Source organism: Pseudomonas entomophila, from assembly GCF_018417595.1.
Lineage (GTDB): Bacteria > Pseudomonadota > Gammaproteobacteria > Pseudomonadales > Pseudomonadaceae > Aquipseudomonas > Aquipseudomonas entomophila_C.
The window spans coordinates 2,881,763-2,893,476 of the sequence record NZ_CP070982.1 but is presented as its reverse complement, the minus strand read 5'-3'; the positions used below and the strand labels follow the sequence as shown (position 1 = coordinate 2,893,476).

General features: G+C 64.1%; 14 protein-coding genes. 13 read left to right on the top strand and 1 reads right to left on the bottom strand.

Going from position 1 to position 11,714, the window contains the following annotated elements; translation table 11 throughout:
• Window positions 1-29: 29 nt before the first annotated feature.
• From JYG34_RS12905 to JYG34_RS12870, 8 genes are all read left to right on the top strand, one after another.
• The gene (locus tag JYG34_RS12905) at window positions 30-452 is read left to right on the top strand and encodes a nuclear transport factor 2 family protein (protein ID WP_213661030.1); all 423 of its coding nucleotides are present in this window, start codon (window positions 30-32) and stop codon (window positions 450-452) included.
• A complete protein-coding gene (locus JYG34_RS12900) occupies window positions 449-1,201 on the top strand; it encodes an SDR family NAD(P)-dependent oxidoreductase (protein WP_213661029.1) in 753 nt (250 codons plus the stop codon). The genes JYG34_RS12905 and JYG34_RS12900 overlap by 4 nt, the downstream gene beginning before the upstream one ends.
• Window positions 1,202-1,207: 6 nt before the next feature.
• A complete protein-coding gene (locus JYG34_RS12895) occupies window positions 1,208-2,455 on the top strand; it encodes an NAD(P)/FAD-dependent oxidoreductase (RefSeq protein WP_213661028.1) in 1,248 nt (415 codons plus the stop codon).
• Entirely contained in the window at window positions 2,452-3,261 is an 810-nt protein-coding gene (locus JYG34_RS12890; protein WP_213661027.1) for a DUF1365 domain-containing protein, read from the top strand. The genes JYG34_RS12895 and JYG34_RS12890 overlap by 4 nt, the downstream gene beginning before the upstream one ends.
• Complete coding sequence (locus JYG34_RS12885) at window positions 3,236-4,492, top strand: SAM-dependent methyltransferase (protein ID WP_213661026.1); 1,257 nt, start codon at window positions 3,236-3,238, stop codon at window positions 4,490-4,492. Before JYG34_RS12890 ends, JYG34_RS12885 begins: the two co-directional genes overlap by 26 nt.
• A gap of 5 nt (window positions 4,493-4,497) precedes the next feature.
• A complete protein-coding gene (locus tag JYG34_RS12880; protein WP_213661025.1) occupies window positions 4,498-4,980 on the top strand; it encodes a DUF2878 domain-containing protein in 483 nt (160 codons plus the stop codon).
• Window positions 4,981-5,263: 283 nt separating this feature from the next.
• Complete coding sequence (locus JYG34_RS12875) at window positions 5,264-6,814, top strand: sensor domain-containing diguanylate cyclase (RefSeq protein ID WP_213661024.1); 1,551 nt, start codon at window positions 5,264-5,266, stop codon at window positions 6,812-6,814.
• Window positions 6,807-7,247: a bleomycin resistance protein gene (locus JYG34_RS12870; RefSeq protein ID WP_213661023.1), complete on the top strand. Its 441-nt coding sequence runs from the start codon at window positions 6,807-6,809 to the stop codon at window positions 7,245-7,247. The genes JYG34_RS12875 and JYG34_RS12870 overlap by 8 nt, the downstream gene beginning before the upstream one ends.
• 87 nt (window positions 7,248-7,334) lie before the next feature.
• On the opposite strand, the gene JYG34_RS12865 is transcribed toward JYG34_RS12870, so the two are convergent.
• Window positions 7,335-7,874 carry a hypothetical protein gene (locus tag JYG34_RS12865; protein WP_213661022.1) on the bottom strand — a complete coding sequence of 180 codons (540 nt, stop codon included), beginning with the start codon at window positions 7,872-7,874 and terminating at the stop codon, window positions 7,335-7,337.
• 242 nt (window positions 7,875-8,116) lie between these two features.
• On the opposite strand from JYG34_RS12865, the gene JYG34_RS12860 reads away from it, so the two are divergent.
• The 5 genes from JYG34_RS12860 to JYG34_RS12840 all read left to right on the top strand — a co-directional run bounded on the left by JYG34_RS12860 (window position 8,117) and on the right by JYG34_RS12840 (window position 11,475).
• Entirely contained in the window at window positions 8,117-8,308 is a 192-nt protein-coding gene (locus tag JYG34_RS12860; protein WP_249746273.1) for a hypothetical protein, read from the top strand.
• 149 nt (window positions 8,309-8,457) lie between these two features.
• Complete coding sequence (locus JYG34_RS12855; RefSeq protein ID WP_213661021.1) at window positions 8,458-9,147, top strand: response regulator transcription factor; 690 nt, start codon at window positions 8,458-8,460, stop codon at window positions 9,145-9,147.
• Window positions 9,147-10,328 carry a sensor histidine kinase gene (locus JYG34_RS12850; protein ID WP_249746272.1) on the top strand — a complete coding sequence of 394 codons (1,182 nt, stop codon included), beginning with the start codon at window positions 9,147-9,149 and terminating at the stop codon, window positions 10,326-10,328. The genes JYG34_RS12855 and JYG34_RS12850 overlap by 1 nt, the downstream gene beginning before the upstream one ends.
• Before the next feature lie 181 nt (window positions 10,329-10,509).
• Window positions 10,510-11,034, top strand: a complete 525-nt coding sequence (locus JYG34_RS12845; protein WP_213661020.1) for an acyloxyacyl hydrolase — start codon at window positions 10,510-10,512, stop codon at window positions 11,032-11,034.
• A 15-nt stretch (window positions 11,035-11,049) separates the two neighbouring features.
• On the top strand, window positions 11,050-11,475 hold the full coding sequence (locus JYG34_RS12840; protein WP_213661019.1) for a hypothetical protein: 426 nt from the start codon (window positions 11,050-11,052) through the stop codon (window positions 11,473-11,475).
• Window positions 11,476-11,714 lie beyond the last annotated feature (239 nt).

The window sequence follows — 11,714 nt, the reverse complement described above, 5'->3', positions numbered from 1 at the left end:
TCGCTGTACAGGTTTACCTGGAGCGGCCTATGTCAGCGTATCTGCAGCGATTCGCCGAAGCCTTCGCCAGCCTTGACGGGCAGCGGCTCGACGCCTTGGGAACCCTGTACAGCACAGACGTGGCCTTCAGCGACCCACTGCACCAGATCCACGGCCTGCCTGCCTTGCGCGCCTACTTCGCCCAGCTCTACGCCAACGTCCACGATATCCACTACAGCTTTTCCAGCATCGATGAAGTGCGGCCCGGCCAGGGGTATCTGCAGTGGTCACTGCAGTTCCGCCACCCACGTCTGGCCAACGGCCGGCCGATCCACCTGCCGGGCTGCAGCTACCTGCAATGGCATGACCGGGTCCACTTCCATCAGGACTACTTCGACGTCGGCGCGCTGCTCTACGAGCAGGTTCCGATCATGGGCGGCGCCATCCGCTGGCTCAAGGGGCGGCTGGCATGAGCCGCTGCTGGTTGACCGGCGCCAGTAGCGGCATCGGCGCGGCATTGGCCCGGCTCTTGCTTGAGCAAGGGCACCAAGTGGCCCTTGGCGCTCGTCGTCCCGATGGCCTCGCGTCCCTGGCGGCGCAGTACCCGGAGCAGGTGCTGCTGGCCATCGGTGACCTCGACGCGCCTGAGCAAGTGGCGAAGATCACCGAGCAGATCACCCGACGCTGGGGCGCGCTCGACCTGGTGATCCTCAACGCCGGTACCTGCGAGTACCTGGAGCCCGGGCAGTTCGACCCAGCGCTGCTGGAACGAGTGGTGCGCACCAACCTGTTCGCGGTCAGCTACTGCCTCGCGGCCGCCCTGCCCTTGCTGCGGCTGGGCGAACGGCCGCACCTGGTAGTGACGGGGAGCGCGGTCACCTGGCTGGCCCTGCCACGGGCGGGTGCCTATGGCGCGTCCAAGGCCGCCTTGCGCTACCTGCTGGAATCGCTGCGCATCGACCTGGCCAGCGAAGGTATCGATGCCACCCTGGTGAACCCGGGCTTCGTCGATACCCCGCTGACCCGCCGCAACGACTTCCCCATGCCCCAGCGCTGGAGTGCCGAACACGCCGCCAGGCGCATCGCCGCGCGCCTGCCACGGCGCCCTCTGGAGATCAATTTCCCCACCGCCTTCACCTTGCTGCTGCGCCTGCTGGGCGCGCTGCCGGTGCGCTGGCGGCTGGAGCTGGGCCAACGCCTGGCGCGCAACCCGAAGGGCTAGACCACCATGCGCATCGCCATCATCGGCAGCGGTATCGCCGGCCTGACCTGCACCTACCTGCTGTCACGCCGGCACGAGGTGACCGTGTTCGAGGCCGCCGCCTGGGTCGGCGGGCATACCCACACCGTCGATGTGGCGTGGGGGGGGCAGCACTACGCGGTGGACACCGGCTTCATCGTCTTCAACGACTGGACCTATCCCCATTTCATCCGGCTGCTCGACCAGTTGAACGTCGCATCGAGGCCCACCCAGATGAGTTTTTCCGTACACGATCCGCTCAGTGGTTTCGAATACAACGGCCACAACCTCGCCTCCCTGTTCGCCCAGCGCCGCAACGTATTGTCCATCGGTTTCTGGGGGATGCTGCGGGACATCCTGCGCTTCAACCGTCAAGCCCTCGTCGACCTCGACGAGCAGCGTATCGACGAGAACACCACCCTTGGTGGCTACCTGCAGGCACAAGGCTACGGGCAACGGTTCGTCAGGCACTACATCCTGCCCATGGGATCGGCGATCTGGTCGATGTCACACGCCGACATGCTGGCTTTCCCTCTGCAGTTCTTCGTGCGCTTCTGCCGCAACCATGGCCTGCTGTCGATCAGCCAGCGTCCACAGTGGCGGGTGATCGAGGGCGGCTCGCAGTGTTATGTGGAGCCGTTGTGCCGCCCGTTTGCCAAACGCATCAGGCTGGAATGCCCCGTGCGCCGGGTCAGCCGCGACATTGCAGGCGTTACCCTGCTGAGCCGCGCAGGCCTGGAGCGTTTCGACGCGGTGGTATTCGCCTGCCACAGCGACCAGGCCCTGGCGCTGCTGGAGGCCCCCAGCGCGGACGAACGCGCCGTGCTGGGCGCCATCACCTATGCCAGCAACGCCGTGGTGCTGCACACCGACACCCGCCTGCTGCCGCGCCGCCGCCGGGCATGGGCGAGCTGGAACTACCGCCTCGGTGGCCCGGAGCAGGCGCCTGCCGCGCTGACCTACGACATGAACATCCTACAGGGCATCGAAGCGCCAGTGACCTTCTGCGTGAGCCTGAACCAAACCGCGCTGATCGACCCGGCGCAGATACTCGCGCGCTTCGACTATGCGCACCCGCAATACAGCCTCACGGCCCTCGCCGCCCAGGCCCGTCAGGGCGAATTGCAGGGGCACCGGCACAGCTATTTCTGCGGTGCCTACTGGGGCAACGGCTTCCACGAGGACGGCGTGCTCAGCGCGCTGAAGGTGGCCGAGTACTTTGGTGAGCGCCTGTGAACAGCTGCCTCTGCCGGGGCTGGGTCAGCCACCGCCGAATGACCCCGCGCGCCCATGCATTCCGCTATCGGATCGGCATGTTCTATGTGGACCTGGACGAACAACCCCGGCTGCTCGGCCTTTCCCGTTGGCTGGGGCGCTCATGGTGGGCGCCGTTGAGCTGGCGCGAAACCGATTACCTGCCGGCATTGACCGGCCCGGGCCAACCGCTGGCCCAAGCGGCCCGCTCGCTGGTTGCCCAGGCCACCGGGCGTCACCCCGAAGGTGCAGTGCACCTGCTCACCCAGCCGCGCTGCTGGGGGCTGTCGTTCAATCCGGTAAGTTTCTACTTCTGCCATGACCACGATGAACACCTGGCGGCAATCCTGCTGGAGGTACGCAACACGCCTTGGCGCGAACGTTTCCACTATGTGCTGCCGGTGAACGGCGACCCTGCACGCCCGTTCGCCATGGCCAAGGCCTTGCATGTCTCGCCGTTCATGCCAATGGACATGGAGTACCGCCTGCGTTTCCTGCTCGATGCCCAGCGCATACGCATCCACATGGAGAATTGGCATGCCGGGCAGCAGGTATTCACGGCCGACCTGGCACTGCACCGCCAGCCACTGGATCGCGCAACCCTGCACCAGCACATCCTGGGCTTTCCATGGATGAGCCTGCGCACCCTTTCGGCAATCTACTGGCAAGCCCTGCGCCTGCTGCTCAAACGCATCCCTGTCCACAACCACACCGCCAGCCAGGGCAACCTGGCGCCCGGCCATCCCAGCGAGGAGCCCGATCATGCCCAATCCGACCCTGAGCGTTAGCAAGTCGGCGGGGCTGAGCCCATGGCTGGGTGTGCTGGCCAGGGTGGCGGTGCTGGCCCAGTTGCGTCGCCTGCGTCATGGCCATCTGCGGCTGGTCGACGGCGGGCGGCAATGGGCGTTCGGTGACGCCACCAGCGCCTTGCAGGCCGAAGTGGAGATCCTCGATGGCACGGCCTGGGGCCTGGTGGCCAGCAATGGCTCGATCGGTTCCGGGGAAGCGTACATCCATGGGTTTTGGCGCAGCCCGGACCTGGCGGCCGTCACCCGCCTGTTCGTCGCCAACCTGGATGTGCTCGACGCCATGGAAGGCGGGCTGGCAAGCCTGGGGCGCCCGCTCCTGCGCCTGCTGCACCGGCTCAACCGCAACAGCCGGCGCGGAGCCCGGCGCAACATCATGGCGCACTACGACCTGGGCAACGCCCTGTTCGAGCGGTTGCTCGACCCGACCATGATGTATTCGGCGGCGCAGTTCGACAGCCACGAGCAACCCCTGGAACAGGCCCAGTTGAACAAGCTGGAACGTATCTGCCGGAAGCTCGAACTCAAGCCCCACGAGCACTTGCTGGAAATTGGCAGCGGTTGGGGCAGCCTGGCCATTCACGCCGCCACCCGCCACGGCTGCCGTGTCACCACCACGACCCTCTCCACGGCGCAATACGCGTACACCCTCGAGCGGGTGCGCCGGCTTGGCCTGGAGCAACGGATCACGGTGCTGTGCGAGGACTACCGCGCACTGCGGGGGCGCTTCGACAAACTGGTGTCGATCGAGATGATCGAGGCGGTCGGCCACCGTTTCCTGCCCACCTACTTCCGCCAGTGTGCCGCGCTGCTCAAGGACGATGGCCTGATGCTGCTGCAGGCCATCACCATCCGCGACCAGCGCTACGCCCGGGCACGGCGTTCGGTGGACTTCATCCAGCGCTACATTTTCCCCGGTGGCGCACTTCCGTCGTTGAGCGTGCTGCTCAGCACCGCCAGCCGGCAGACCACGCTGAACCTGGTCCACCTCGAAGACTTCGGCCTGGACTACGCCCGAACCCTGCGCCACTGGCGCGACAACCTGCGCCAGGCGCGCACCGCGCTGACGGAGCTGGGCTACGACGACACCTTCCAACGCCTGTGGGAGTTCTATCTGTGCTATTGCCAGGGCGGCTTCGAAGAGCGCGCCATCGGTGTCGCGCAGTTGCTGTGGGCGGCCCCCATGGCTCGCCGGGCAGCGTTGCCAGGTTGATGAAGATGAGCAACCGCTGGCTGATCGGCAACGCCCTGTGGCTACAGGTCGGCTGGTGGGTCTGCGTGCTCGGGGCCAGCTTGCCATGGCTGCTGCCGATCGTGCCGCTGGGTTTGCTCATGCACCTTTGGCGTTGTCCGGACCGCCTTGGAGAAGTACGCGCGTTGCTGTGTGTGGCCCCGGCTGGCTGGTTGCTGGACAGTGTATTGGGGGCACTGGGGGCATTTCGTTTCGGGCAGTGGCCCCTGCCCCTGTGGCTGGCATTGCTCTGGCTGGTGCTCGCCAGCGGCCTGCGCCATAGCCTGGCCTGGGCAGCACGTCCATATTGGCGGGCGGCGCTGCTGGGCCTGGTGGGCGGGCCGTTGGCTTACCTGGCCGGTGCCAGGTTGGCGGGTGTCGAGCTGCCGCTGGGTCCTGCGCTCACCGCCCTGCTGCTGGCGCCGCTCTGGGCATTGTTCATGCCCCTCGTCCTGCGGATGGCCGCGTAGCAATCTGATGCAGCGCCTGGGGGATCGAGCGCCGCGCGCGCGGCGCATCGCGGATGAATCCGCTCCCACAGGGACCGCATGCGTCGCACCTGCAGGAGCCGGCTTTGCCGGCGAACAGGCCCGTGCAATCGACACAATGTTCGGCCCCGTCATGCCCATGAGGCCATCGCTGTGCGCCTTGTCGATCTCCTTGTATCCTTGCATGGGCCAGAAATGGCCTTCTGCCATGGCTTTCGACCCATGATCGCCAGCAGCGGCCCCGGACTCCCCATCAGGTACTGACGTGAAGCGTGACATCCACCTTGTATTCCTCCTGTTACTGGTCATCGCCTGTTCGCTGGCATCGTTGACACTGTGGAAAGTGGTGGCTTCACGGGAACGGGCGCTGGAGGACATCAACACCCACAGCCTCAACTTGACCCAGGCCCTGGCCACCTATTCCGAAGGTATCGTCAAGCAAAGCTCGATGATCCTCCTCGGCCTGGTCGAGCGCCTGGAGACGGAGGGCAGCGGAGTGGCCCAGATCGAGCGCCTGAGCCAGTTGGTCAGCCGCCAGCAGCCCCTGATGCCGCAGATGAGTGGTGTCACCATCTACGACAGGGACGGTCGCTGGCTGATGTCCTCCAACCGGCCAATCCCGGCAGGCGCCAACAGCAGCGACCGCGCCTATTTCATCCATCACCGCGACGACCCGTCCCCCGAGCCCTTCATCGGCCCGCCGATCCGCAGCCGCTCCAACCAGGAGTGGGTGATCACCGTCAGCCGTCGGTTCAATGGCCCGGACGGCGAATTTGCCGGCGTGGTGGCGGTGACGCTGGGTATCGAGAACTTCCTGCGCCTGTTCGGCAAGATCGACGTGGGCCAGGACGGCGCGATCGGCCTGTCGCATACCGACGGTTCGCTGCTGGTGCGTTACCCGTTCCGCGAGCAGGACATGGGCCGCAATTTCTCCAAGTCGCCGATCTACGCCAAGTACCTGGTCGATCAGTCGGTGGGCACCGCGTCGTTCACCTCCAGCCTGGACGGCGTGGAGCGGTTGTACGCCTTTCGCAAGAGCGACCGGCTGCCGCTGCTGACCACGGTGGCCCTGGGCAAGCGCGAGGCGCTGGCGGCCTGGCGGCTGGAGGCGTTGCTGTCGCTGCTGGTGGTCGCCGGCCTGCTGGCCCTGACTGGGGTCATCGGCTGGATGCTGATCCGCGCTATCCGCCGACGCATCACAGTGCAGGATCAGTTGCGGGAGGCGCAACAGCAGTTGCTCGTCAGCAACCAGCAGCTCGAACGCCTGGCGATGAACGATGCGCTGACGGGCCTGGCCAACCGGCGCCGCTTCGACGAAACGCTGGCCCTGGAGGCCCGTCGGGCCCAGAGGGACGACACATCGCTGGCCTTGCTGATGGTCGATATCGACCACTTCAAGCGCTACAACGACACCTATGGCCACCCTGCCGGCGACGCTTGCCTGCAGCGAGTCGCCCAGGTGCTGGCGACGTGCATCCGCCGCCCGTCCGACCTGCTGGCCCGTTACGGTGGCGAGGAAATGGCCGTGATCCTGCCCAACACCGACAGTGGCGGTGCGGTAACGGTCGCGAAGCAGATGCTCGAACGGTTGATGCAAGAAACGATCGAGCACCCAGGTAGTCCCTTTGGCCGGGTAACGGTCAGCATTGGCGCCAGCAGCGCCTTCGGGGCAGAGCTGGATCGCTGGCAATCGTTGCTCGACGCCGCGGACCAGGCGCTCTACTGTGCCAAGGGCGCGGGTCGTAATCGCTGGCATGTCGGTGTGTGCGAGGGCATCGCCCTCCGATCCTTAGCCAAGGATGAATCGAATGTTTGAACGAAGTAAGTTGGTTCCCGAACTGATCGTTACCGATCTTGAACGAAGCCTGGGGTTCTGGGTGTCGCTGCTGGGCTTCCAGGTGGCTTACCAGCGCCCCGAGGAGGGATTCGCCTATCTGGACCTGGAGGGCGCCCAGGTCATGCTCGAACAGATCAACCTCGACGAGCAGTGGATCACCGGCCGGCTGGAAGCGCCGTTGGGACGAGGTATCAACTTTCAGATCGAGGTCGCTGAAGTCGCACCCGTCATCGAGCGCCTGCGCCACGCCGGGTGGCCGCTGTTTCAGGCCTGTGAGGATGCGTGGTACCGGGCTGGGGACGTGGAGGTAGGCCAGCGCCAGTGTCTGGTTCAGGATCCGGATGGTTATCTGCTCAGGCTGGGTGAACGGCTTGGTGAGCGTCGGCTAAGATCAAGAGGTTTGCTGCAATAGCCTCGGTAGCGGCCACACCCTGACCGCTGCCGAAGTGAAACCATCAATCTCCTCCCAGTACGCCCAGTAAATACATTCGCAATCGCTCTAATATGTCCATGGGCCTTTTACTTGCGTGGCTATACGCAACCAATGGCTCTTCAGATCACCTTGGAGCTTGCGATATTCTCCTGTATGAAAGTAGGCATTCTCAAGTCCATCTTTCGAAACATGCCCTGATTCAATCATAAACTTAGTCAAATTCCCCGCCCAGTGCACCGCACCGCCATCTTTGGTGAAATAACCCGCCTTGTACTCTGCACCCGGAAATAATTTTTCATATACCATCTTGGCATAGTAATCAGTCACATACTCATCATGATTCAGATTCTCCTCGGAACCTTCACCCTGAAAACCCACATGATTATGAGATGCCGCGTGCAGGCTTTCATGTATGATGGTTGAACGTATTTTATCTATATCAAGCACACCATCGACATTGTAATCGGGCGCTGATGTTTCCATGTAAATTGTGCCCCACGGAGCAGTCCATGCCGGCGGAATCAATTCTCTAGCTTCGGACGCCTCTGGAAATTCAGCATACTCAGGGCGCCTCATCATTTGCGCTCGAACTTCTTCAAACCCCACACTCTCCTGTTGATTCCAACGCAGGCAGGCCTGCAGCGAAATTATAGGTAACGGGAGAAAAAGGCTTCGTTGCAGCAGCAGTCCCCCAAGCCGACGACATTCATATGCGCAACACAACAAGCCCGATTGGAGACTTATCGGCCAAAACACCGGCACTTAGTGCCAAGCCGTCTCCCCTTGGCTGTGCAATCTCTCCCTGGACGTTATGGTGGTCGTCACCTTCCTGACGGAGCGCAATGGCCATGACCGTGACCACCCTCAGCCGTCTCAGCCTGCTGGCACTGGTCGTCGGCGTGTTACTGGGCGAGATCGTCGTGGCCAGTATCGGGCTGGCGGGCCTGTGTGGCGCCGCTGTCTACCTCAGTGTGCAGCAGGACAGCCAGATAGAGGCCCGTCAGGACGATGCCCAGTCGGATCCGCAGTTTCTCGCCTGACGGATCAAGTGGGTTTGTCGTTTGTGCCGGCCCTTTCGCCGGCAAGTCCGGCTCCTACCTTTCCCGCGCAGGCCCTGGGGAGGCGTAACCTTCGCCGTTGACCCATGCTAAGCTGCGCCGCCCTACCCCTATACCCCCGAAGGAACGCCATGCTCCCCAAGCGCGTATTGATAGTCGAGGACGACGCCGATGGCGCCAGCATCCTCGAGGCCTACCTGCGCAAGGACGGCTTCGAGGTGGCGGTGGCCGAGGACGGTGCCAGGGGCCTGGCGCTGTTTCGCCAATGGTCGCCGCAGATCGTCCTGCTGGACATGATGCTGCCCAAGCTCTCCGGCCCGGAACTGCTGTCGGAGATCCGCCGCAACGACAACACGCCGGTGATCATGGTCACCGCCATCGGCGACGAGCCGGACAAGATCGGCGCGCTGCGCTACGGCGCCGATGATTATGTGGTCAAGCCCTGCAACCCACGAGAGGTCGTGGCCCGGGTGCATGCCGTGCTGCGCCGCTACGGTGCCTCCACCGCTGCCCAGCAACGCTTCGAGTGCGCCGGGGTGTGGGTGGACAACGAACGCATCGTCGCCGGGGTGCGCCATGCCAGTGGCGACGAGACGATCCTGGACCTCACTCGCTCGGAGTTCCTGCTGCTCGCCGCGCTGCTGCGCGCACCGTCCAAGGCCTTCAGCCGCGAGGCACTGCTGGAGCTGTGCATGCCCGACAGCGATGCACTGGTACGGATCATCGACACCCATGTACACAACCTGCGGCGCAAGCTCGAGGCGGTGGGCATCACCGAGGTGCTGGTGACAGTGCGCTCGGTGGGCTACCGGTTCCGTTGATGGCGCTGGGCAGGAACTCGTTGTGGGCCTGGGTCGGCTCGCGCATGACCGTGCTGGCCATCAGCGCGGTGCTCACCGTCGTCGGCTGCATGTACCTGTACTACCACGCCGTCGAATACCACGTGATGGCCTCGATGACACCTGCCGACCGTGCTCAGTACGTCGCCGCGCTGGCGGACGTGAAACAGCACGAGGGGGTGCTCTGGGAGCTGCTGCGACGCTACTACGACGTCGAGAGTTTCTTGCCCGACATCGGCAACGACGCCGACTGGCTGGCGCTGTACAGCTTCGTCGCCCTGGTCATCCCGCTGGTGATCATCATCGCGCTGTGGCTGTCCCGGCCGCTGTCCCGGCAGTTCCGCAAGCTTGCCCAGGCGGCGCGCCAGGTGGCCGGTGGCGACCTCGAGGTGCGGGTGGTGCAGTACCCGGGCCAGCCGGCAGAGATGCAACGCCTGTGCGGCGACTTCAACAGCATGGTCGAGCGCCTGTCGCTGTACGAACGCGAAGTGGCGCAGTCCAGCTCCAACCTCGCCCATGAACTGCGCACGCCGCTCAATGCCGCGCTGGGGCGGGTCCAGGGCATGCTCGACGACGTGTTCCCGATGAGCCCGGAGCAGTTGCGCCTGGTGCAGAGCCAGTTGAACAACCTCAACACCCTGGTGGGCGACCTGCACCTGCTGTCGCTGGCCCATGCCGGCCAGCTGCCCTTGCACGTCACCGGGTTCTCCCTGGCCCGGTTGGTCGAGGAACGCCTGGACTGGTTCGCGCCGCAGTTCGAGGCAGCCGAAATGCGGGTTACCTCACGCCTGCCCGGCGCATTGGACGTCGAGGCGGACAGGAGCCGGCTGGGCCAGTTGATCAACATCCTGATCGAGAACGCCATCAAGTACGCTTCCGATGGCCGCACGCTGGAAGTTACAGCACGTCGCGAAGGTGCGTGGCTGCGCCTGGAATTCCTCGACCGTGGCCAGGGCATCGCGCAGAAGGACCTGGGCAACATGTTCGTGCGCTTCTGGCGGGCCGAGCAGTCCCGCGCGCGGGTAACCGGCGGCGGCGGCCTGGGGTTGTCGATCGCCCAGGCGATCTGCGAAGCCCATGGCGGGCATATCGCCGCGCAACGGCGCGACGAGGGTGGTTTGGCGTTGCTGGTGTCGTTGCCCCTTCACCTCGCAATCCAGTGAATCGAACCACCGCTCACACCTGCCCTCTCCTTGGTGTTGCGGCACAGATAAGTCCCGCATCTTGACCGAATCTTGATAATCCCTGAACAGCACCTTCAGCAACCGCCTTTAGCATGCCCGCCCGCCAGCCATGAAGGCTGGCGCCGCGCGCGGCTTCATCCAATTCGGTGCTGTGATTCTCATGCCAAGATCTTTCGCTCCAACCCTCGCCCTCCTCGCACTCTGCGCGTTCGCCGGCAACAGCCAGGCCACGGACATCAGCGGCGCCCTCGGCACCACCGGGCAGAACGGCTTCGTCGGCCGCATCGGCCTGGGCTTCGACTGGGACAAACGCTGGCTGGTGAGCGACACGGGCCACCTCACCGGTTACTGGGACGCCGGCCTGACCCACTGGGAAGCCGGCAAGCGCGCCTCGGCCCGCACCTCGCTGTCCTTCGCGCCGGTATTCCTCTACGAGTTCAACACCACCGGCAGCCTCGTGCCCTTCATCGAAGCGGGCGTCGGCGTGGCGCTGTTCTCGGGCACGCAAGTGGGCGACCGAACCCTGGGCTCGGCGTTCCACTTCGAAGACCGTCTCGGCGTCGGCCTGAAATTCGCCAATCAGGACCGGGTCGGCCTGCGGCTCATCCACTACTCCAACGCTGGCATCAAGCAGCCGAACAACGGCATCGAATCGTATTCGCTGTTCTACCGCCACGCTTTCTGAGGTCCGCTCGCTGCCATGAATCCAATCCGCACCGCGCTCGGGCTGCTGGGCCTTTCCCTGCTGTCCGCCTGTACCCTGCTGGCCCGTCCGGCGCCCGAGCAGGCCTTGATCAAACTCTACCCGGTGCCCTCCGTGCACCAGGTCAGCCTGGCGGCGGTCGATGGCACGCCCGTTGTCGATGCGCAGCAGGTCGGCGTGATGCCGGGCCCTCATCGGCTGGCCGTGCAACTGCGCCAACGGCCTCCCCATGACCGTAGCTGCATGGTCGAACTGCACCACGATCGCTTCGAGACCCACCAGGTCTATGGTGTGTTCGTGGGTGACTGGAATGGCACGCCGACACTGTTCCTGAAAGGCGATCGGGGTGAACTTCTGGACAGCCGCGATGTGTCCGGCTGCCTCACATCATTAATATCAGGGCCTGAAGTACCGGCATCGTAAGCACGCTAACAGTTAAAACTTTTTTAGTGGAAGTTAAACAAATTTACATCTTTCATACAAAATCACATGTATTCCAACACTCATTAAAATTCTTTCACCAAAAACGCCCATCTGTAACAGGCCAGGCAATTGAAAACCGGCCCCGAGCCAGAGAAAATGGCCCACCGCTTAATTGGAAGCGCCTGTTCTGCTGCCCATCCGGTTGGCAGGAAGTAGCCACTTACAGCCGGCGCCATCAT

Bases quoted from the DNA above. Each gene is read 5' to 3' on its own strand.
- JYG34_RS12850 (WP_249746272.1), top strand. From the start codon at position 9,147: ATGGCGCTGGGCAGGAACTCGTTGTGGGCCTGGGTCGGCTCGCGCATG.
- JYG34_RS12860 (WP_249746273.1), top strand. From the start codon at position 8,117: ATGACCGTGACCACCCTCAGCCGTCTCAGCCTGCTGGCACTGGTCGTC.
- JYG34_RS12885 (WP_213661026.1), top strand. From the start codon at position 3,236: ATGCCCAATCCGACCCTGAGCGTTAGCAAGTCGGCGGGGCTGAGCCCA.
- JYG34_RS12895 (WP_213661028.1), top strand. From the start codon at position 1,208: ATGCGCATCGCCATCATCGGCAGCGGTATCGCCGGCCTGACCTGCACC.
- JYG34_RS12870 (WP_213661023.1), top strand. From the start codon at position 6,807: ATGTTTGAACGAAGTAAGTTGGTTCCCGAACTGATCGTTACCGATCTT.
- JYG34_RS12845 (WP_213661020.1), top strand. From the start codon at position 10,510: ATGCCAAGATCTTTCGCTCCAACCCTCGCCCTCCTCGCACTCTGCGCG.
- JYG34_RS12900 (WP_213661029.1), top strand. From the start codon at position 449: ATGAGCCGCTGCTGGTTGACCGGCGCCAGTAGCGGCATCGGCGCGGCA.
- JYG34_RS12855 (WP_213661021.1), top strand. From the start codon at position 8,458: ATGCTCCCCAAGCGCGTATTGATAGTCGAGGACGACGCCGATGGCGCC.
- JYG34_RS12840 (WP_213661019.1), top strand. From the start codon at position 11,050: ATGAATCCAATCCGCACCGCGCTCGGGCTGCTGGGCCTTTCCCTGCTG.
- JYG34_RS12880 (WP_213661025.1), top strand. From the start codon at position 4,498: ATGAGCAACCGCTGGCTGATCGGCAACGCCCTGTGGCTACAGGTCGGC.
- JYG34_RS12905 (WP_213661030.1), top strand. From the start codon at position 30: ATGTCAGCGTATCTGCAGCGATTCGCCGAAGCCTTCGCCAGCCTTGAC.